The organism is Marinobacterium lutimaris, from assembly GCF_900108065.1.
GTDB classification, from domain to species: domain Bacteria; phylum Pseudomonadota; class Gammaproteobacteria; order Pseudomonadales; family Balneatricaceae; genus Marinobacterium_D; species Marinobacterium_D lutimaris.
In genome coordinates this window covers 251,794-273,093 of sequence record NZ_FNVQ01000002.1, presented here as the reverse complement: position 1 = coordinate 273,093, position 21,300 = coordinate 251,794, and the positions used below count along the sequence as shown (strand labels likewise).

Below are 21,300 nucleotides of genomic sequence, written 5' to 3'. Positions count from 1 at the left end.
GAGGCCCGTCAAAAAGGAGTGGTTACTCTTAATGCCAGGACGCCTCTGGGTCAATAGCGCGGTCAAGAGCAGGGTAAATAGCGAGACTAATAGCCAGATTAATTGCCAGATCGCGGGAGGGTAAAAGATGCGCCCCGGATGGGGCGCCAAGAGGTTGCGAGATCGAGAGAGACAGAAGGCCTGAACGCTTACTCGCCGTGCAGCAGAAAGATCACCAGGCGGCGTGGGCCGTGGGCGCCCATCTGCAGCTTCTGTTCGATATCGGCGCTGCGTGAGGGGCCGGTGATCAGGTTCACCGTGCGCGGCATGCTGCCGTCGGTGGCCTGTCGCAGCATCTGCCAGGCATCCTCGTAGGGGCCGACGATGGTGCTGGCGCGCAGAACGACCAGATGGGTATCGGGCAGGAAGTTCAGCGTGGTGGGGCTCTCTTGGCCGGAGTAGAGCATCAGAGTGCCGGTCTCAGCGATACCGCAGAACGCGCTGGTGAGGCTCGCCTCGTCGCCCACCTGAGCCACACGCTCTTCAAGTACCAGGGTACCGTTGCCGGACCAGTCCAGGCTCTTGATCTGCTCGTCGCTGGCGGTGACCAGGTGGGCGATGCCGTTCTCCTGCGCCCAGTTCTCGATGGTGCCCACCAGCTCAGCTGCGCTATGCAGCTCAATCAGCTCCGCCGCTGCTTCATCGGCCATATCGATAAACAGTCGCAGGCGTTCGTTTTCTGGCAGTTGAGCCCGCTGCGGAATCAGATTGCGCTGGCGCGCGTCGAGTCGTGCCTTGACCGCCGCCCGTCGTGCCGAGTCATCGCTGGGTACATGCAGCCCGCCGCGGATGCGGTTGAAAATATCGGCCTTGCTCATCGGTTCTGCTCCTTCCACTGCTGCATGAAGGTTTTGCCGCTCGGTGCCGGCATATCACGGTGATCGGTCCAGGCGCTGGCCAGCGGCAGCTTGCTGGTACGTCCTTTTTTGCCCGCCTTGAAGCGCAGGAAGCGATTCCCCACAGAGGCGAACAGGCGATAAAGCTTCGGCCGGGTGGCAAAGAAACTCCACAGAGCCAGCCCTGAGCGCACGCTGGTGGGGCTCAGGTGTTTCTCGTACTCCTTGTCGCGCCAGTGACGCATCAGCTTGGGTAGCGGGATACGCACCGGGCAAACCTCTTCGCACTTGCCGCAGAAGGTGGATGCATTGGGCAAGAGGCCTGCGTTTTCGATGCCGACCATCTGCGGCGTCAGCACAGAACCCATGGGGCCGGGGTAAACCCAGCCATAGCTGTGACCGCCCACGGCGCCGTAAACCGGGCAGTGGTTCATGCAGGCGGAGCAGCGGATGCAGCGCAGCATCTCCTGAAACTCCGAGCCGACCATATCGCTGCGGCCGTTATCGACCAGCACCACATGGAAGTTTTCCGGACCGTCCTGATCGCCGGGGCGACGCGGGCCGGATGACAGGGTGTTGTAGACGGTGAACTCCTGTCCGGTGGCGGAGCGTGCCAGCAGGCGCAGGAACAGGGTCATATCCTCCAGGGTAGGCACCAGCTTCTCGATGGAGGAGACAACGATATGAGTTTTCGGCAGCGTCTGGGTCAGGTCGCCGTTGCCCTCGTTGGTGCAGATGATGGTGGACCCGGTTTCCGCCACCAGGAAGTTGGCGCCGGTGATGCCCACGTCGGCGGCGACGAAGTGCTTGCGCAGCATCTCCCGCGCTTCGCGCATCAGGTGGGCCGGATCGTTGCTTTTCGGCCGCTTGTGATGCTCGTGGAACGCATCCGCCACATCCTCGATATTGAGGTGGATCGCCGGCGCGATGATATGGCTCGGATGATCCTTGCGCAGCTGCAGGATGTATTCACCGAGGTCGGTTTCCACCGGGGTGACGCCGTTCTTTTCCAGGTAGTCGTTCAGGTCGATCTCTTCGGTGACCATGGACTTACCCTTGGTGACCGTCTTCGCATCCTGATCCTTGCAGATCTCCAGGATCTTTTTGCGCGCATCCTCGGCGGTGCGGCACCAGTGCACGGTGCCGCCGTTTGCGACCACGTTCTTCTCGAACTCCTCAAGATAGAGATCCAGGTGCTCGAGGATATGGTTTTTCAGGTCGCGGGCTTCATCGCGCAGCTGGTCAAACTCCGGCAGGCGGGCGACGGCAGCGGCGCGTTTCTGCGGGAAACCGGCTTTCAGGTTTCCCAGTGCGCGCTGCAGGTTGGCATCTTGCAGCGCGATACGGGCGTTCTGTTTGAACTCGGGGCTTTTGATCTGCATGGCTCAGCTCCTCTTCTCTGCTTCACCAATGGCTGGAGTGCTGGCCATGTCCGCCAGTATCTCGACCACGTGGCGGGCCTGAATATCTATGCCTTCACGCTTGAGCTTGCCGGCCATGTTCAGCAGGCAGCCCAGGTCACCGGCAAGCAGGGTATCGGCGCCGGTGGCGCGGATGTTCTCGCTCTTGTTGCCGACCATGCGGTTGGAGATATCCGGGTATTTGACGCAGAAGGTGCCACCGAAGCCGCAGCAGGTTTCTGACTCTTCCATCTCGCAGATCTGCACACCGGGGATTTTTGACAGCAGCTCACGGGGCTGGCGCTTGACGCCAAGTTCCCTAAGGCCCGAGCAGGAGTCGTGGTAGGTGACCTTGCCCTTGAAGGAGCTGGAGAGCTTGTCCATATCGAGATGCTGGGCCAGGAAGCTGGTGATCTCGAAAGCGCGTGACTTGAGATCCAGGGCACGCTGGTGCCAGGGATCGCCCTCAGCGAACAGCTCCGGGTAGTGGTGCAGCATGCCGATGCAGGAACCGGAGGGGCCGACCACATATTCAAAACCATCGAACGCCTCGATGGTCTGGCGCGCAATCGCCGCGCTGTCGTGACGGGCGCCGGAGTTGAATGCCGGCTGGCCGCAACAGGTCTGACGTTCGGGAACCTCAACGTCGAAGCCGGCCATCTCGAGCAGTTTGACGCTGGCGAAGGCGACTTCGGGGCGGAACATATCGGCCAGGCAGGTTACGAAAAGGCCGACCCGGGAACGGGGTGATGCCATGACAGGTTATCTCTTATTAGCTGTTATTAGACGTGTTGTTTGGGGTACACGCGCTTTATGTAAAAGCTTGCAGAGAAAGATAGGTGAGGTGGTAGCGGTTGGAAATGTTATCCTGCAAACTGGTCTGACCAAGTCGCAATATGCAGTCTAGCGCGAGGGTGTTTTGTCCACAGTTAAAAAGCCAAAAAGAGCCACGCGCAGCGAGGATCTCTATGAGCAACTGCTCGGCATGATCGCCAGCACCCAGCTGGCGCCGGGCGAGCGGCTGCCGTCAGAGAGAACGCTGGCAGCGGAGCAGCGCTTGTCGCGGGAGATAGTGCGCCAGGCCACCACTCGTTTGCAGGCGGTTGGTTTCGTGGAGGTCTCCCAGGGGCGGGCCAACCGGGTCGCCAACCTGCTGGAGCCGCACCTGAGCCTGCCGCTGGAGGGGCTGGATGATCTGACATTCCAGCTGCAGGTACTGGAGGTGCGGGCGTTTTTGGAAGGGGAGTGCGCCTGGTACTGCGCCACCCGGGCCAGTAAAGAGGAGCTTGCGCTGCTGGCCGAAGAGTATGGCCGGCTTTATGAGCGTGGGCAGCGCGAAACAACGCTGGCGAGAGCCAAGGCGGACCTGCAGTTTCACACCCAGATCGCCCGCTACAGCCACCACCTGCTGCTGGTCTCCTTCAGCCAGATCTTTTACGAGCGCTACTTCAACGCGATCTACGGCGTGCTTTCACGCACGCTGAAAAAATTCGGTCGTTACCCCGAGGGTATCCGCGGCCAGCATGCCGATATTCACCGCGCGATTCAGGCGCGGGATGCTGAGACCGCCCGCCGTGTCGCCCGGGATCATATTCTCTATACCCGGGGATTGCTGGCAGCTGACTAGGGAAGCTGTGAATGAGTAGATGGCGTTTCAGCGTGGTCTGAAGTATTCAGGTACAAGGCGAGCTTTGCAGGCAACCCCCAAAATACCGGGGACTTTGGCCGTAGCCCTTGGCAAAAAGCTCAACGCCGTAGATGAGTGCTTCAGGCCGCGCCCTTTGGGGCTTTCAGACGGTTCCAGTCGGTGAGAATGATGTTGCTGAGCTGTAAAACCTGTATGCAATCCAGTTTTCCGTATCGTCTGAAAGCCTGAGATGCCATAGGCTCGTTGATAGCTTCCCTTATCTACCCCCTGGGGTGTATTGGCTTCGCCCGTCAGGAGGCCTACTCTCTACCTATCGTTAGTACAGTTATTAGTACCGTTACTAGTACAGTTTAAAAGGAGACACCATGCATACGCTGGCTGAGTGGACAGCCCTGTCCGAGAAAATCGAGTTTCGTCACCAGGCATGGATTAACGGCGAGTTTCGCCCGGCAGCGAGCGGTGAAACCTTCCCGGCGATCAACCCGACCACCGAAGAGCTGCTGACCGATCTGGCCAGCTGCGATACGCCCGATATCGATGCCGCGGTGAAAGCGGCTCGTGCTGCGTTCAAGGCGGGGGACTGGTCCCGTGCGGCGCCGGCAGAGCGTAAGCGTATCCTGCTGAAGCTGGCCGATCTGATGCAGGAGCACTTCGACGAGTTCGCGCTGCTAGATACCCTGGACATGGGTAAAGGCATTGCCGAGATGACCGGCATCGACGTACCCGATTCCATCGATTGCCTGCGCTGGAGCGCAGAGTGCATCGACAAGATTTACGGTGAAATTGCGCCGACCAAACCTACTACGCTCGGCCTGATCACCCGTCATCCTATCGGTGTTATCGGCGCCATCACGCCGTGGAACTACCCGCTGATGATGGCGATGTGGAAGCTGGCGCCGGCACTGGCCGCCGGTAACTCCGTGGTACTCAAACCGTCCGAAAAGGCCTCGCTGAGCTGCCTGCGTTTTGCCGAGCTTGCCAAAGAGGCGGGCCTGCCGGATGGCGTACTGAACGTGGTGCCGGGCTTTGGCCACACCGCGGGTAAGGCGCTGGCGCTGCATATGGATGTGGACTCCCTGGCCTTTACCGGTTCCACCCGTGTGGCGGGCATGCTGATGCAGTACGCCGGTCAGTCCAACCTGAAGCGGGTCTGGATCGAAGCGGGCGGCAAGTCACCGCTGATCGTGTTCGATGACTGCGGCGATATTGAAGCGGCTGCCCAGGGCGCTGCCATCGCGATCTTCACCAACCAGGGTGAGGTCTGCATCGCTGGCTCACGCCTGTATGTACAGAACGGTATCCGCGCGCAGTTTATGGCAGCACTGAAGCGCTACGCCGCCGAATACAAGCCGGGTAACCCGCTGGACCCTGACGTGAAAATGGGCCCGATGGTGGACAAGGCGCAGCTGGAAACCGTTAACCGCTACATCGCCGGCGCTCTGGAAGAGGGCGGCAAGGTAGAGTTGGGTGGCATCACCGAAAGCGCCGAAAAAGGCTTCTTCTCCCAGCCGACGATCATCACCGATACCCATGCCGATATGGCCTGCGTACGCGAAGAGATTTTCGGCCCGGTGCTGGCGGTGGCCGGTTTCGATACCGAAGAGGAGGTGATCGCCATGGCCAACGACTGCGTCTATGGCCTGGGTGCGTCGATCTGGACCGATAACCTGTCCCGCGCTCACCGCGTCAGCCGCGAGATCGAAAGCGGTATGGTCTGGGTCAACACCTGGGGCGAAGGTGATACCACCATGCCGTTCGGCGGTGTCAAAGGTTCGGGCAACGGCCGCGACAAGTCGCTGCACTCGCTGGAGAAATACACCGAACTCAAGTCGGTCTGGATCAGCATCTAAAGCGCCCGATCGATCACGAAAAACGCCCGTCCGGTAGCTACCGGACGGGCGTTTTTCGTTATGGACAGCCTGGAAACCCGGTGCAGCGGATACTTTGCTTTTCCTGCGAATCAGGACTGTAATGTCTCTAATCGTCGGCATATGGTTGTTCCGGCGCCTCTCATGCAGCGAAGGGCGAAATAACCGGTGCATTACCCTTATTCAATCTACCGTTGGACTCTGTTGCTGCTGATCGTCGCTGCGGGGGCTATCGGTACCTGGCAGGCTTACAGCGTGTCACGCCTGCTGGAGCAGACAAGGCAGGATGAGACTCTGCGTGACCTGGCACAGGTACAGGCTTTCCGAGCGCAGGATCTGTTCAGCGATGCCGAGCGGGTGCTGGAGGCGTTCCAGGCGCTGTTCAGAGCGTCTGAATATGTCTCCATGGATGAGTTCCGGGAGTTCGCCGGCATTCTGCTGCCGGGGCGCGACGATCTGTACGCGGTACACTGGGCGCCGAAAATCGCTCTTGAGGAGGTGGCCGCTCACGAAGCGAGGCTCAGGTCGAGAGGTCTGGCACCGGGAGGAATCTTCGAGTTTGTTTTGCCCTCCATGGAACCCGTGAGCGTGGCGCCGCGCCCTTTCTATTTTCCTATCACTCACAGTGAGCCGCTGGAACGCAATCGCGATGTGATCGGTCTGGATGTGGCGGTAAGGTTCGGCGGTGCGGGAGCGCCGCTGGAGATGGCCCGGCAGGGCCGGGTTTACACCTCATCTGCTTTTCCCATTGCCCAGGACCGGGATGGCCCGCTTGGCGTTGCCGTGTTTCAGCCGGTGCGTTTTTCCGGTTCCGAGCCCTGGTCGTTGCAACAGTTGCGGGGATTTCTGATGTTGCTGCTGAGGCCAGGAATCTCACTGACGGAGCGGCTCGAGCCCATAAAGGGGCAGTCGTACGAGATGCGCCTGATCGATATCAGCGATACCAAGCCGGAGCAGATCTACCCGCGAGAAGCGCACGACTGGCCAACCGGGCCGGAGTACAGTTTCCCGCTGAAGCTGGGCAGCCGCCAGTGGCAGATCGATATCGCTTTTGATGCACCTTCCTCGTTCAGTATTGTTCCGGCAGCGGTCGCCTCTCTGGTGGCGATACTGACGCTGGTGATTATCCTCGCTCTGGAACGAAGCTTCCGTCAGTCATCCGCGCTGCTGACGGCCAATTGTAAGCTGTCGCAGCTGGCTAACAGTGACCCGCTTACAGGGCTGGCCAACCGGCGACGCATAGAGGAAAGGGCCGCGGAGGTGTTTGCGCTGGAGGTGAGGGACGGCAGTTTCAGTGCGGTCTGCGTCGTCGATCTGGATAACTTCAAACAGGTCAACGACAGCTTCGGTCATCAGCGCGGAGATCATCTGCTGATCGAGCTGGCCGAGCTGTTCAGGCGCAGCATCCGCGGCGGTGATGTGGCGGCACGAACAGGTGGTGATGAATTTGTCCTGCTGATGCCCCAGCTCAGATCCCTAGGGGATGTCACCGTGATGCTCGATCGGCTGCTCGAATCGATGAATATGGCGGTGGAGGGGCTCAACAAAACCGAGTGGGTTTCTGCCAGCGTCGGTGTTGCGCTCTCCGAAGCCGGCTGCCGCGATTTTGAAACCTTGCAGCAACGCGCCGACCGGGCGATGTACGCCGCTAAAAGGGCGGGCAAAAACCGCTATATGATCTGGTCAGCGGAGCTGATGCGGGCCCAGTCATAGCAATGAAGTCCTGCGACCACGGCTGACAGGCCTCTCAGGTCCGACTCACGTCGTCGATTCAGGTGACCGACTTCAGATGATCCAGGAACAGGTTGAACAGCTCCGACTGGTTCGAGGTGTGCATCTTGGCGTGGATATTCTTGCGGTGCACCTTCACCGTACCGACACTGATATTGAGCTGATCGGCGATAGCCTGAGAGGAGTTACCCTTCACCACCAGCTCTGTGATCTGGCGTTCGCGCTGGGTCAGCACACCGCTGCCGAAGCTCTTCAGCGCCTGCTTGGTGGCATCGTCCGACTGCTCATACTGCACGTACTGACCGAACTGGGTGCTCCAGAACTGGCGGTAAAGTGCGCTCACCACCGGGTAGATCTCCTGCAACGCCCGCAGCTCGCCGCGGGTGATGGTGCCCAGGTCCGGCTGGCGACCCAGTGAAATGGTACAGGTGACCTCGTCGCTCAGATCGATAATCAGCACGATCTCGTCGACGATATTGAAATACTGGTAGCAGTTCTCGAAAAACTCGCTCTGCTGGAAGGAGTCGGGAGCGATCTCGGCTACGCGGACCACGCCGCTTATGCCCTTTTGTACCGCGTTGAACAGCGGATCCAGCAGGTAGTAGCCGTTATTGATGTAGGAGATCAGCGTCTTGCTCTGCTCCGCGGGATCCAGCGGCTGCAGAATGATCGGCTTGAACGACTTCTTGTAGGTGACTGTCAGTGCCGTGTCGAAATGACAGAGGGTGGCAAGGTACTCGATCAGCAGGTCCGGGAAGGTGTTCGACTTAACATGGTCGATCAGAACCGCCAGGTTCTTCTGCCAGCTGTTCTTGACGTTTATCGCCGGGAAATATTCAGCCATGAATGATCCGTTGCTATCCAGGGTTGCGCGATTGTATCAGCTTACCGTGGAAAGTGGGCTCTGGCGATGCTTGCCGCCAGAGCCCGGTGTCAGTCTGACTGAGGAGCTTACATCCAGTCTAGATCTTTAAGGCTGGCTTCGGTTTTGTCGAGGCAGACCAGGATCAGGTCGATCATCTCATCGATCTGCTCGCGGCTGATGATCAGTGGCGGCGACAGCACCATGCGGTTACCGCAGGCACGCATTACGAGACCGTTGCTGAAGCAGTGGTCGCGGCAGACGGTGCCGGCGTCCTGATCCTTGCCAAAGAACGCCTTGGGTTCCTTGCTCTTGACCAGCGCCATGCCGGCGACCAGACCGGTGCCTTCTATATGGCCGACCAGCGGATGCTGACCCACGCGTTCGCGCAGCTGCTGCTGGAAGTAGGGGCCGGTATCGGCACCCACTTTCTCGATGATGCCTTCGTCGCGCAGAATGCGGATGTTTTCCAGCGCCACGGCGGCAGCTACCGGGTGACCTGAGTAGGTAAAACCGTGGTTGAACTCACCGCCATCCTCGATCAGCGCGTTGGCTACGCGGTCGCCAACAGCGACTGCAGAGATCGGCTGGTAACCGGAGGAGAGGCCCTTGGCCATGGACATCAGGTCCGGCTCTATGCCCAGAGTCTGGCTGCCGAACCACTGGCCGGTGCGGCCAAAGCCACAGATCACTTCATCGGCAACCAGCAGGATGTCGTATTTCTTGCAGATGCGCTGAATCTCTTTCCAGTAACCCGGCGGTGGCACGATCACGCCACCGGCACCCTGGATCGGTTCGCCGACGAAGGCGGCCACGTTGTCCGGGCCCACTTCCAGAATACGGTCTTCCAGCGCCTTGGCGCACTCCAGAGCGAACTCCTCTTCGCTCTGTCCCTCAGCGGCTTCACCGTACCAGTAAGGCTGACGGATATGTTCGATACCCGGCAGCATCGGTGTGCCCTGGGCGTGCATGCCACCCATACCGCCGAGGCTGACACCGCCGAGGGTGCTGCCGTGGTAGGCGTTTTCACGGGAGATCAGAATCTTGCGCCAGGGCTTGCCGACCACTTCCCAGTAACGACGCACCATGCGGATCACGGTATCGATCGCTTCGGAACCGGAGTTGGCGAAGAACACGTGGTTCAGGTCGCCCGGCGTCAGTGCGGCGATCTGCTCAGCCAGCTTGGCGGCCGGGTGGGTCGTGGTTTGGAAAAAGGTGTTGTAGTAGGGCAGCTGGTTCATCTGCTCGGCAGCGACTTCCGCCAGCTCCGGGCGACCATAGCCCAGGTTGACGCACCAGAGACCGGCCATGCCGTCGATCATGCGGTTGCCTTCGCTGTCCCAGATGTAGATCCCTTTAGCGCGTTCAATGACCCGGGCGTTTTTTGCGTTCAGCGCCTTGGTGTCGGTAAAGGGATGCAGGTGGTGCTGGGCGTCCCTTGCCTGGGTTTCGGTGCACTCGGGGCTGAGGGGCGCTCGGGTGGTTGAATTCATTCAATCTCTCCAGTATCAAATGTTGGCGAAGGCAAAACGTGACCGCCATCGACGTGTTCAAAGCTTCCACCACGATACTGAGAGCGCTGGCGCGGGGCATATACCTACCGGGGGATATTTTGAACGCCGCGCATGTCTCCTACACTGAGGACTATATTCAAGGTTGCATTCAGAGCCGCGTTTTACTTTGAAGATATTGCACAGAAGATTTGCACAGATGTTTGCTTAAGTAGCTCATCGCCTTTGCAAAGATAGGTTATATAGAAGGCTTACACAGCCTTTACCGCCAGTTGAGATACGGGAAAAACCATGAAGACAGGAATTCTGGCCACCGGCATTACACCGCCGGAACTGCTGGGGCAGTATGGCTCCTACGCTGATATGTTCGTCGCGCTGCTGGGTAATGAAGACCCGCAGATGAGCTTTGAAGTGTTCGATGTGCGGGATGACAATTTCCCCGATTCCATCGAAGGCTTTGATGCCTGGGTAATCACTGGCTCCCGCTGTGGCGTTTATGACGACCTGCCCTGGATGCAGCGTCTCAAGGGGCTGATCAAAGAGATCTATACCGCGGGGCAGCCGCTGGTGGGGATCTGCTTCGGTCACCAGATCGTGGCCAGCGCCTTTGGCGCCAAGGTGCAGAAATATGACGGCGGCTGGGGTGTAGGTCTTAACACCTATCGCATCGAGGGCGAGCATAGCTTCCTTGATAGCGCCGAACCGAAAAGCTTTACCATCAACGCCATGCATCAGGATCAGGTGCTGGAACTGCCGGAAAACGCGAGCCTGTTTGCCAGCTCCGACTTTTGTCAGTACGCGGGGCTGGTGTACGACGACCGTATCCTGACGCTCCAGGCACACCCGGAGTTCAACAACAACTTTGAGCGTGAGCTGGTCGCTTCACGTCGTGGTCCTACGGTGCCTGAAGCGGTGGCCGATAAGGCGCTGGCGGGATTGGAAAACGGGGAGCAGGCAGAGTCGGCCCGGGTTGGCCGCTGGATGGTGCGCTTCCTGAAAGGGCGGAAATAAGCGAACCGCTATTGCCCTGTCGCGATCATTCGCCGGGGCTTGAATCACCGCTGTGCCGGATTCAATCGGCGCGAGGCGCGCCTCCTACAAATGGCATGGTGCCGGTTTCGGTAGGAGCGACGCCCCCGTCGCGATCATCCGCAGGAGTTTGAAACCACCGCCGTGCCTATATCGGCCGGCGCAATATCAAAGTCAAAGCGCCCGATTAGCAGATGTTCGAACCGGGTCAGGTGGCGGCGGATCTTGGCCTTCGCCAGGTTTCGGCTCAGGTAAGCGCCTGGGATCAGGTTCGCTGACCCCAGGCTGTCGATAAGTACCAGCTCATACTCCTCGTTACCCTTCGCCTGCAGCAGTATGTTGTAAGGCTTCAGTGCCATGGTGATCAGATTCCCCTGGGAGGCTTTCTCCCTGAACCTTAAGTAGGCGTCTCTGATAATGTCGCCGTACTTATCCAGCGCTGCCTCGTTACGCAGGTAGTAGGAGAGCGGTTTGGCGACCCTGCCATCCGCATCCAGCACCAGGTCGAATATATGGCCCTCGCCTTTGCTCGTCTGCACAGGGCCGTGGTAGCGCGGCAGGATGCTATCCAGGTTTGAGCTGTCTTTCTGCTTCTCGAGAAAACGGTAGTAGCGCAGCTCGCGGTTAATCTCTTTCAGACTGCGGCTGCTGTTATCCAGGCTCACCTTGATGCAGAGCGCTGGATTCTTCGGGTGTTGATAGCAGAAGCGATGAAGCCCTTTGCCGATAAGCAACGACTCATCAAGCTGGATGAGAGAGTTGGCCATAAAACGTCCTTGTAATCACAGCTGTACGGGGAAACAGACAAATTTTAGTTGCGACGTCATCAAGCTGCAACGCAAGTGTGAGTTGTATAGACCCGAAGGTTCAAGAAGGAGTGGCCGGGGGAGTTGCGCAGAGAGGAAAAGAAGGAAAGGCGGGCGGCTGTGCGCCCGCCTTGTTGAGGTCGTGCTTACTCTTCGTTCATCCTTGCGAGTGAGCGTTTCTGAGAGCGGTGCGCGATGTACCAGGCGATCAGTGCCACCAGCGAGACCGCCACAATAATCAGCGTGGCCAGGGCGTTGATCTTCGGTGAGACGCCGAGGCGCACCGAGGAGAACACCACCATCGGCAGGGTGGTTGAACCCGGGCCGGAGGTGAAGCTGGCGATAACCAGGTCATCCAGCGACAGACTGAACGCCAGCAGCCAGCCGGAAACCAGTGCCGGCGTGATCATCGGTACGGTGACCAGGAAGAAGGACTGCAGCGGCGTAGCGCCCAGATCCAGCGCGGCTTCTTCCACGGAGCGGTCCACCTCACGCAGTCGGGACGACACCACCACGGCCACGTAGGCGGCGCAGAAGGTAGAGTGCGCGATCCAGACGGTGGTCATGCCGCGCTCGGTGGGCCAGCCAATCATGTCTGCCATGTGCACAAACAGCAGCAGCAGAGACAGACCGGTGATCACTTCCGGCATAACCAGCGGTGCGGTGATCATGTTGGACAGCGTCATCTTCGCCCAAGAGTGGCGGAACCGGGTCATGACGAAGGCCGCCATGGTACCCAGAATGACCGCCATGCAGGAGCTGTAGAAGGCGATCGCCAGACTGGTAAACACCGCATCGATGATCTGCTCATCCTTCAGCAGCTCCGCATACCACTTGCCGGACCAGCCGCCCCAGACCGTTACCAGCTTTGAGGCGTTGAAGGAGTAGATCACCAGGATCAGCATCGGCAGGTAGAGGAACAGCAGGCCGACCCAGAGCATGATGGTGGAGAATCCGAGCTTTCTCATGAGCCTGCCTCCATGGTGCGTGACTGGTAACGATGGAACAGCGCGATCGGGATGATCAGCAGTAACAGCATTACCATTGCCAGCGCCGAGGCTACGGGCCAGTCGCGGTTGTTGAAGAACTCCTGCCAGAGCACCTTACCGATCATCAGCGAGTTGGGGCCGCCGAGCAGTTCCGGTATAACGAACTCACCCACCGCCGGGATAAACACCAGCATGGAACCGGCGATGATGCCGCCTTTGGACAGTGGCAGGGTGATGCTCCAGAAGGTGTGCAGGCTGCGGGAACCCAGGTCTGATGCCGCTTCCAGCAGGCTGCCGTCGAGCTTGACCAGGTTGGCGTAGAGCGGCAGTACCATAAACGGCAGGTAGGCGTAGACGATACCGATATACACCGCGGTGTTGGTGTTCATGATCCGCAGCGGGTCGTCGATGATGCCCAGTGACATCAGCGTGGTGTTGATCAGGCCGGTATCGCTGATCAGCCCCATCCAGGCGTAAACGCGGATCAGGAAGGAGGTCCAGGAGGGCAGCATCACCAACAGCAGCAGGATGGTCTGCTTGCGCGGCGGCGCCTTGGCGATGGCGTAGGCCATCGGATAACCCAGGATCAGACACCAGAGGGTAGAGATAAAGGCCACCTTCACCGAGTTCAGATAGGCCGATACATAGAGTGAGTCGTCCATCAGCAGAATGTAGTTGCCGATGTTCAGGGCGAACTCCAGAACCTCGTCGCGGTACTGCATGATCGCCTCATAGGGCGGGATCGCAATCGCCATGCTGGAGAAGCTGATCTTCAATACGATCAGGAAGGGCAGGGCGAAGAACAGCAGCAGCCAGAGGTAGGGCACCCCGATGGTAAAGATGCGCCCGTTGGGACGCTTCAATGCGCTTAACTTCATGATCTTAGTACCACGCCGCTATCGGCTTCCCAGCTGATATAGACCTTGTCTTCCCACTGCGGGTTGTCACCGCGGCGTTCGCGGTTGGTCATGCAGCACTGCACGATCTGACCGCTTTCCAGACGTATATAGAACACAGACAGGCCGCCCAGGTAGGCCACGTCGTCGACGACACCTGCGGCCCAGTTGTAATCGCCTTCCGGCTTTTCACGGGAGAGCAGGGTTTTCTCCGGGCGTACCGCCAGCCAGACGTGCCGGCTCTCGGCGCTGGTGGAGACACCGTAACCCACGTAAAGCGACTGGCTCAGTCCAGGCGACTCGATAATGGCGTGATCCGGCTCATCGGCAACGATATCGCCCTCGAACAGGTTCACCGAGCCGATAAACTCGGCGATCATGCGGCTGTTGGGGCTTTCATAGATATCCACCGGGGTACCGGTCTGGGCGATCCAGCCCTCGTCCATGATGGCGATGCGTGCCGCCATGGTCATCGCTTCCTCCTGGTCGTGGGTCACCATCACACAGGTAACGCCGACACGTTCCAGGATTTCGACCACCTCAAGCTGCATCTGGGTACGCAGCTTCTTGTCCAGGGCGCCCATCGGCTCATCCAGCAGCAAAAGCTTGGGACGCTTCGCCAGGGAGCGGGCCAGGGCCACGCGCTGACGCTGACCACCGGAGAGCTGGTGCGGCTTGCGACGGGCAAACTTTTCCATGTGTACCAGGGCGAGCAGTTCTTTCACCCGGGTTTCGACCTCGGCCTTGGGCAGCTTGTCGCGCTTGAGGCCGAAGGCGATGTTGTCGGCCACGCTCATATGCGGGAACAGAGCGTAAGACTGGAACATCATGTTGATCGGGCGTTCGTAGGGCGGCAGGTCGGTAATGTCCTGTCCATCCAGGTAGATACGGCCGCTGGAGGGCTTTTCAAAACCCGCAAGCATTCTCAGGAGTGTGGACTTGCCGGAACCGGAGCCTCCGAGCAGTGCGAAGATCTCCCCGCGCTTGATACTCAGAGACACATTGTCGACAGCGCGGACGTCGTCGAACAGTTTGCTGACACCCTCAATACGCAGGATCTCCTCGCCAGGATCGGCCGAGGGAGTCGGTTGAGTGTTCTGGGCTAATGCCATCAATCTACTCCAGATAGGGTGGGCTCCGGCGTGGATGCCGGAACCCTGGGCTTTTATTAAAACGGATGTTGATTACTGACCGGCGGTGACGCGGGTCCAGCTGCGGGTCATCGCACGAATGACCTTCGGATCGAGATCGGCGAAGGTATACAGTTTTTCGCTGATTTCTTCGCTGGGGTAAATACCCGGGTTGTTGCGGATCTCTTCATCGATCAACGGGGTCGCTTCGGCGTTACCGTTTGCATAAGCGACGTAGTCGGAGATCTTGGCGATCACGTCCGGACGCAGGATGTAGTTCATGAACTCGTAGGCTTCATCCTGGTTCTTCGCGTCCGCCGGCATCGCCATCATGTCGAAGAAGGTGCCTGCACCCTCTTTCGGGATAACGTACTGCACATCGACACCGTTATCCGCTTCGATAGCGCGGGCCTGGGCCTGGAGAATATCGCCGGACCAGCCGATCGCCAGGCAGATGTCGCCGTTGGCCAGATCGGTGATGTACTTGGAGGAGTGGAAATAACGCACGTAAGGACGCACTGCGCTGACCACTTCTTCAGCCCGGTCTACGGCTTCGGTGGTGGTCGGGTTCGGATCTTCGCCCAGGTAGTTCAGAGCCGCCGGGTAGATCTCGTCCACAGCGTCGAGCATGGAAACGCCGCAATCCTGCAGCTTGGAGAGGTTTTCCGGTTTGAATACCACGTCCCAGGAGGTGATCTCGTCGATACCTAGCGCCTCTTTCACCTTGTCAGCGTTATAGCCGATGCCGGTGGTGCCCCAGAGATACGGGAAGGCGTGCATGTTGCCCGGGTCCGCGCTGTCCAGGGATTTCAGCAGGGTGGTGTTGAGGTTTTTCCAGTTTGGCAGCTTCTCTTTATCCAGTTCGGCGAAGATGCCGGCGCGGATCTGCTTGGCCAGGAAGCTGTTGGACGGAACGACAATGTCGTAGCCGGAGTGGCCGGACAGCAGCTTGGCTTCAAGTACCTGGTTGCTGTCGAAAACGTCATAGACCACGTTGATGCCGGTCTCTTTCTCGAACTCTTCGAGTGTTTCCTCGGCGATGTAATCAGACCAGTTGTAGACATGCAGTGTGCGCTCTTCGGCCTGGGCTGCAGTGGACAGCGCCAATGCTGTGGATGCCGCGAGCAGGGTGCGTTTAAAACCTGATGTCATTGTTTCTCTCCTCAGCTGTTACAGGAAGCCAGGCAAGGGCCGTGGCTGTCAGTTGTTGTTCTTTGAGCAGGACGTTGAAAAACTATCTGCGTTGCCGAATGCTGCGTTAAAAACAGGCTCAAAATGCTCATTTAGTTCACTAAACTCCGCTTTTTCGCCTGTTTTTGCCTTGCCTCGGCTACCTCGAAAACGATTTTCAACACCCTGCTAGTTTTTTGACTTCTACAACAAGGGGCGAGAGCTTCCGGCTGTAACCCTCTATCGCTATCGGGTTACGCCGGTATTCTTGTTTATTTTTTAATGATCAAACGGCCAGCAGCAGGAACTCCCGTTCCCATGAGCTGATGACGCGTTTGAAGTTTTCCATTTCCGCTTTGCGGGTGGCGATATAGCCGTCGACGAACAGGTCGCCGAGATATTCGCGTACCCGCTGGGATTCGTCCATCTGCTCAACGGCGGCTTCCAGGGTGACCGGCAGGCGCAGGTTGTCCCGGTCGTAGGCACGGCCGTCGATGGGTGGGGTGGGGCGCAGGTTCTCGATCATGCCCAGGTAGCCGGCCAGCAGGCTGGCGGCCACGGCGAGGTAAACGTTGGCATCGGCGCCGGCAAGGCGGTTTTCGATGCGGCGGTTTTCCGGGCTGGATTCGGGTTCGCGCAGACCGCAGGTGCGGTTTTCGGCGCCCCATTCCACGTTAACCGGCGCGGAGGTATCCGGCAGGAAACGGCGGAAGGAGTTAACGTTGGGTGCCAGCAGCGGGATCAGTTCCGGCAGATAGGTCTGCAGGCCAGCTACGTGAGCCAGGAACAGATCGCTGCGCTGACCGCCCTCGGCGCTGAACACGTTGCGGCCGGTTTCGATGTCCAGAATGCTCTGGTGAATATGCATCGCGCTGCCGGGCTCGTTGGTGACCGGCTTGGCCATAAAGGTAGCGATTACATTGTGTTTGAGCGCCGCCTCACGCATGGTGCGCTTGAACACAAACACCTGGTCGGCGATATGCAGCGGGTCACCGTGCAGGAAGTTGATCTCCATCTGCGCGGTGCCTTCCTCGTGGATCAGGGTGTCGATATCCAGGCCCTGAGCCTCGCACCAGTCGTACATATCCTCAAACAGCGGATCGTATTCGTTGGCAGCGTCGATGGAGAAAGACTGGCGTCCGCTTTCACGACGTCCCGAGCGGCCAATCGGCGCTTGCAGCGGCTGATCCGGGTCGGCGGTGCGGGCGGTCAGGTAAAATTCCATCTCCGGCGCCACCACAGGTTTCCAGCCCTTTTCCCGGTAAAGGTCGAGTACTTTTTTCAGTACGTTACGGGGAGACAGCTCGATGGGACGGCCCTGACGGTCAAAGGTGTCGTGAATAACCAGGGCGGTTTTTTCTTCGGTCCAGGGAATCAGGAAGGCGGCGCTTGGATCGGGTTTGCAGATGAAATCGATATCGGCGGGGTGAAGCAGGGAATAGTAGAGTTCATCCTCTACATAGTCACCGGTGACGGTCTGCAATAGAACGCTTTCCGGGAGTCTCATACCCCCTTCGGCGATAAATTTATCTACCGGAGAAATCTTTCCACGAGCAATGCCGGTGAGGTCACTGACTACACATTCCACCTCGGTAATCGCTTCGTTTTTTAGCCAGTCTTTGATGCCTGGTTTATCGCTATCCATATTATTTAACCATCTGCTGCGAAGCTTTCGGAAAATGTTTTATACACCAGTAAATCTATACCTTAAAACTGACTTTTCCGGAAACCTCGTCCTATCATTTCAGTGTTGTTCGATCATCGTTTTGGAGCGGCTTAGCAACAATACCCCCCAGGAGGTATTTTCTGTAAACCGCTTTTAAATCAGAATTATATAGCACATATATAGTGCGGTCAGCCTTATCAATGCATCTTTTTGGTGCGTTCTTCCCCGGCGTCTTGCCTGGCTGCTCCGCCTCCCGGTCCGATCCCATTGGGCTGTTTTTAATAACTGGATAGATAAAATGTCGAATGTATGTACCAAGGATGCTGAAAATCCTGAATTAAAAGAAGCAGAAGCATTTCTTGAAAAACACCCCGAAGTGCAGTTCGTCGATTTATTGATTGCCGATATGAACGGCATAGTACGGGGAAAAAGAGTCGATAAATCAGTCCTTTCCAAAGTATTTAAATCCGGTGTTGCCTTGCCAGCATCGATTTATGGCCTGAATATTCAGGGCACAACCGTCGAAGAGACCGGGTTGGGTCTGGAAATTGGTGATTCCGACCGCATCTGTCTGCCGGTGCCCGGCACCCTGACCATGGAACCCTGGCAGAAACGTCCCATCGCCCAGTGCCTGATGTCTATGTATGAACAGCCGGGCGAGCCGTTTTTTGCCGACCCACGCATGATCCTGCGCAGCGTTGTGCGCCGCTTCGAGGAGCTGGGCCTGCGCGCTGTCACCGCCTTTGAACTTGAGTTCTATCTGATCGACCAGGAGATGGTCAATGGCCGCCCGCAGCCCGCCTGTTCGCCGATCTCCGGCAAGCGCCCGGAAAGTGTGCAGGTCTACTCCATCGATGAGCTCGACGAATACACCGATCTGCTGGTCGATATCATCTCCAGTGCCCGCGAACAGGGGCTGCCGGCGGATACTATTGTCGCCGAATCTGCGCCGGGGCAGTTCGAGATCAACCTGAACCATGTGGATGATCCGGTACGTTCCTGCGATAACACCACGCTGCTGCGCCGGGTGGTGAAGAACGTGGCCTATGACCACGGCATGGACACCACCTTCATGGCCAAGCCGTACGAAGATCAGGCCGGTAACGGTATGCATATGCATATCAGCCTGGTGGACCGGGATGGCAACAATGTCTTCGCCATCGATAATGAAAAGCCCAACGATATCATGCGCTGGGCTCTGGGCGGCCTGCTGGAAACCCTGGAACAGTATTTCGCCATTCTTTGTCCGAACATCAACTCCTACCGCCGTTTCAGCAGCCAGTTCTTTGTGCCGCTGGCGCCGACCTGGGGTATAGAAAACCGTACCACCGCGCTGCGTATTCCGGGCGGAGCACCGGAAGCGACCCGCATAGAGCATCGCGTGGCCGGCACTGACGCCAACCCTTACCTGATGATGGCGGCGATGCTGTCGGCGATCCATTACGGCATCACCAACAAGATTGAGCCGAACGAGATGATCGAGGGTAACGCCTACGAGAAGGTTGAGCCGAGCCTGCCGTGCAACCTGCGCGACTCCCTGCGTGCGCTGGAAGCATCCAGTGTCCTGCGTGAGTATCTTGGATCCGAGTTCATCGATATTTTTGTCGCCTGCAAAGAGCACGAACTGGCCGAGTTTGAACAGACGATTTCCGACCTGGAATACGCCTGGTACCTGCATACAGTCTGACAGATCCTGCTAAGGAGAATAAAAATGACAAGACAGGTTGTTGTCGCGGCCACCCAGATGGCCTGCAGCGACAGTGTGGAAGAGAATATCGCCAACGGCGAAAAGCTGGTACGCCAGGCGTCGGCTCAGGGCGCCCAGGTTATCCTGCTGCAGGAACTGTTCGAAACACCGTACTTCTGCAAACGTCACGATGCCGAGTATCTCGCGCTGGCTACCAGCGTGGAGGAAAACCCGGCGATCCAGCATTTTCGGGGTGTTGCCGAAGAGCTGGGTGTGGTGCTGCCGATCAGCTTTTACGAGCGTGCCGGTCAGGCACGCTTTAACTCCCTGGTGGTGATCGATGCGAACGGCCAGGTGTTGCCTGGCGTTTATCGCAAAAGCCATATTCCGGACGGCCCGGGTTACAGTGAGAAGTTCTACTTCTCGCCCGGCGATACCGGCTTTCGCGTCTGGGATACCGCCTTCGGGCGCATCGGCGTAGCCATCTGCTGGGATCAGTGGTTCCCGGAAACCGCGCGCTCCATGGCGCTGGCCGGTGCCGAACTGCTGTTTTTCCCGACGGCTATCGGCAGTGAGCCCCAGGACGCGACGCTGGATTCCCGCCGGCACTGGCAGAATACCCAGCGCGGCCATGCCGCGGCCAACCTGACGCCGGTGATCGCCTCCAACCGCATCGGTCGCGAACGTGATGGCGAGGTGGAGCTGCGCTTCTACGGTTCCTCGTTTATCGCAGGTCCCGATGGCGAGTTCTGCGCCGAAGCGGATCAGGAATCTGAAACGGTGCTGGTGCAGGCGTTTGACCTGGATAAACTGGCGGCGCAACGTGCGGCCTGGGGGCTGTTCCGCGATCGTCGGCCGGATCTGTACACCGCTGTGGCCACGCTGGATGGCTCTCATAAATCGGTAGGTTAATAGGACGGAGATAAACGATGCTAGTGAACGCCAAGCCGCTACAGGATGGTTTCAGTATGCCCGCCGAGTGGGCACCGCAGCAGCGCGTCTGGATGATCTGGCCGGAGCGCACCGACAACTGGCGCGATGGCGCCGTGCCTGCGCAGCAGGCGTTCACCGCGGTTGCCAAAGCGATTGCCGAGTTCGAGCCGGTGACCGTGGGCGCCAGCGCATCGCAGTATGACCGTGCGCAGCTAGCCTTGGATTATCCCGGGATCTCCGTGGTGGAAATCTCCAGCGATGACGCCTGGGCGCGGGATACCGGGCCGACTTTTGTCAGCAACGGCAAAACCGTGCGTGCCGTGGATTGGCGTTTTAACGCCTGGGGCGGCGAAAACGGCGGGCTCTATGCTTCCTGGGATAAGGACGAGCGGGTTGCCGCCAAAATGGCGGCGGTCGCCGGCTGTGATCGCTATGCGGCAGACTTCGTGCTCGAGGGCGGCTCTATCCATGTGGATGGTGAAGGCACGCTGATCACCACCGAAGAGTGCCTGCTCAACCCCAACCGTAACCCGCATCTAAGCCGTGCCGACCTGGAGCAACTGCTGGGCGATTACCTGGGCGTCAGCAAGGTGATCTGGCTGCCGGAAGGGCTTTACAACGATGAGACCGACGGCCATGTGGATAACTGCTGCTGCTTCGTGGCTCCCGGTGAGCTGGTGCTGGCCTGGACCGATGATCCCGCTAACCCCAACTACGAGCGTTGCCGCGCGGCACTGGCGGTGATTGAGCAGAGCCGCGATGCCAAGGGGCGTGAGCTTAAAGTGCACAAAATGCCGCTGCCGTCAGCGATCTACGCCACCGAGGCCGAATGCCAGGGCGTGGAACAGGTGGAGGGCAGCCAGCCAAGAACCCCTGACGAATGGTTGGCCGGTTCCTACGTGAACTTCCTTCTGGTCAACGGCGGTGTCATTATGCCGCGCTTTGGTGACCCGGCCGATGAGCCCGCACAGGCGCTGATGCAGCAGATGTTCCCGGATCGGAAGATTGTTGCCGTGCCGGGGCGTGAGATCCTGCTGGGTGGGGGCAATATTCATTGTATTACCCAGCAGCAGCCCATGCCCTGAGACCTTATGCCCTA

Annotated in this window: 18 protein-coding genes; 7 read left to right on the top strand and 11 right to left on the bottom strand. The window is 58.7% G+C overall.

Going from position 1 to position 21,300, the window contains the following annotated elements; all coding sequences use genetic code 11:
- Positions 1-188: 188 nt before the first annotated feature.
- The 3 genes from C4S72_RS11685 to C4S72_RS11675 are packed head-to-tail and all read right to left on the bottom strand — an operon-like array spanning position 189 to position 3,031.
- Entirely contained in the window at positions 189-857 is a 669-nt protein-coding gene (locus tag C4S72_RS11685; protein WP_104003301.1) for a LutC/YkgG family protein, read from the bottom strand.
- On the bottom strand, positions 854-2,257 hold the full coding sequence (locus C4S72_RS11680; protein WP_104003300.1) for a LutB/LldF family L-lactate oxidation iron-sulfur protein: 1,404 nt from the start codon (positions 2,255-2,257) through the stop codon (positions 854-856). Before C4S72_RS11680 ends, C4S72_RS11685 begins: the two co-directional genes overlap by 4 nt.
- A gap of 3 nt (positions 2,258-2,260) precedes the next feature.
- Entirely contained in the window at positions 2,261-3,031 is a 771-nt protein-coding gene (locus C4S72_RS11675; protein WP_104003299.1) for a (Fe-S)-binding protein, read from the bottom strand.
- A 163-nt stretch (positions 3,032-3,194) separates the two neighbouring features.
- Between C4S72_RS11675 and C4S72_RS11670 the strand changes: the two genes are divergently transcribed.
- The 3 genes from C4S72_RS11670 (at position 3,195) to C4S72_RS11660 (ending at position 7,504) form a co-directional block, all read left to right on the top strand.
- Positions 3,195-3,902: a FadR/GntR family transcriptional regulator gene (locus tag C4S72_RS11670; protein WP_104003298.1), complete on the top strand. Its 708-nt coding sequence runs from the start codon at positions 3,195-3,197 to the stop codon at positions 3,900-3,902.
- 386 nt (positions 3,903-4,288) lie between these two features.
- Entirely contained in the window at positions 4,289-5,773 is a 1,485-nt protein-coding gene (locus tag C4S72_RS11665; protein WP_104003297.1) for an aldehyde dehydrogenase, read from the top strand.
- Positions 5,774-5,959: 186 nt separating this feature from the next.
- Positions 5,960-7,504 carry a GGDEF domain-containing protein gene (locus tag C4S72_RS11660; protein ID WP_146071904.1) on the top strand — a complete coding sequence of 515 codons (1,545 nt, stop codon included), beginning with the start codon at positions 5,960-5,962 and terminating at the stop codon, positions 7,502-7,504.
- Positions 7,505-7,562: 58 nt separating this feature from the next.
- Here the strand turns inward: C4S72_RS11660 and C4S72_RS11655 are convergent, their stop codons facing one another.
- Entirely contained in the window at positions 7,563-8,366 is an 804-nt protein-coding gene (locus C4S72_RS11655; protein ID WP_104003295.1) for a response regulator transcription factor, read from the bottom strand.
- 107 nt (positions 8,367-8,473) lie between these two features.
- A complete protein-coding gene (locus tag C4S72_RS11650) occupies positions 8,474-9,877 on the bottom strand; it encodes an aspartate aminotransferase family protein (RefSeq protein WP_104003294.1) in 1,404 nt (467 codons plus the stop codon).
- 309 nt (positions 9,878-10,186) lie between these two features.
- Here C4S72_RS11650 and C4S72_RS11645 point away from each other — a divergent pair, with 309 nt between their 5' ends.
- On the top strand, positions 10,187-10,906 hold the full coding sequence (locus C4S72_RS11645) for a glutamine amidotransferase-related protein (RefSeq protein WP_104003293.1): 720 nt from the start codon (positions 10,187-10,189) through the stop codon (positions 10,904-10,906).
- 134 nt (positions 10,907-11,040) lie between these two features.
- Here the strand turns inward: C4S72_RS11645 and C4S72_RS11640 are convergent, their stop codons facing one another.
- The 6 genes from C4S72_RS11640 to C4S72_RS11615 all read right to left on the bottom strand — a co-directional run bounded on the left by C4S72_RS11640 (position 11,041) and on the right by C4S72_RS11615 (position 17,560).
- Positions 11,041-11,691: a YrbL family protein gene (locus C4S72_RS11640; protein WP_104003292.1), complete on the bottom strand. Its 651-nt coding sequence runs from the start codon at positions 11,689-11,691 to the stop codon at positions 11,041-11,043.
- A 185-nt stretch (positions 11,692-11,876) separates the two neighbouring features.
- Positions 11,877-12,698 carry an ABC transporter permease subunit gene (locus C4S72_RS11635; protein WP_104003291.1) on the bottom strand — a complete coding sequence of 274 codons (822 nt, stop codon included), beginning with the start codon at positions 12,696-12,698 and terminating at the stop codon, positions 11,877-11,879.
- Positions 12,695-13,597 carry an ABC transporter permease subunit gene (locus tag C4S72_RS11630; protein WP_104003290.1) on the bottom strand — a complete coding sequence of 301 codons (903 nt, stop codon included), beginning with the start codon at positions 13,595-13,597 and terminating at the stop codon, positions 12,695-12,697. Before C4S72_RS11630 ends, C4S72_RS11635 begins: the two co-directional genes overlap by 4 nt.
- Positions 13,594-14,727 carry a polyamine ABC transporter ATP-binding protein gene (potA, locus tag C4S72_RS11625; protein WP_104003289.1) on the bottom strand — a complete coding sequence of 378 codons (1,134 nt, stop codon included), beginning with the start codon at positions 14,725-14,727 and terminating at the stop codon, positions 13,594-13,596. Before potA ends, C4S72_RS11630 begins: the two co-directional genes overlap by 4 nt.
- A gap of 72 nt (positions 14,728-14,799) precedes the next feature.
- Positions 14,800-15,897, bottom strand: coding sequence for an extracellular solute-binding protein (locus tag C4S72_RS11620; RefSeq protein WP_104003288.1), 1,098 nt, complete (start codon positions 15,895-15,897; stop codon positions 14,800-14,802).
- Between the two features lie 304 nt (positions 15,898-16,201).
- A complete protein-coding gene (locus C4S72_RS11615; RefSeq protein ID WP_104003287.1) occupies positions 16,202-17,560 on the bottom strand; it encodes a glutamine synthetase family protein in 1,359 nt (452 codons plus the stop codon).
- Positions 17,561-17,879: 319 nt separating this feature from the next.
- Between C4S72_RS11615 and C4S72_RS11610 the strand changes: the two genes are divergently transcribed.
- Genes C4S72_RS11610 through aguA form a run of 3 tightly spaced genes read left to right on the top strand, consistent with a single transcriptional unit; the run spans position 17,880 to position 21,286 of the window.
- The gene (locus tag C4S72_RS11610) at positions 17,880-19,268 is read left to right on the top strand and encodes a glutamine synthetase family protein (protein WP_104003286.1); all 1,389 of its coding nucleotides are present in this window, start codon (positions 17,880-17,882) and stop codon (positions 19,266-19,268) included.
- A gap of 24 nt (positions 19,269-19,292) precedes the next feature.
- Positions 19,293-20,180 (top strand): N-carbamoylputrescine amidase, encoded by an 888-nt coding sequence (gene aguB, locus C4S72_RS11605; RefSeq protein ID WP_104003285.1) that lies wholly within the window; start codon positions 19,293-19,295, stop codon positions 20,178-20,180.
- A 17-nt stretch (positions 20,181-20,197) separates the two neighbouring features.
- A complete protein-coding gene (aguA, locus tag C4S72_RS11600) occupies positions 20,198-21,286 on the top strand; it encodes an agmatine deiminase (RefSeq protein WP_104003284.1) in 1,089 nt (362 codons plus the stop codon).
- Positions 21,287-21,300 lie beyond the last annotated feature (14 nt).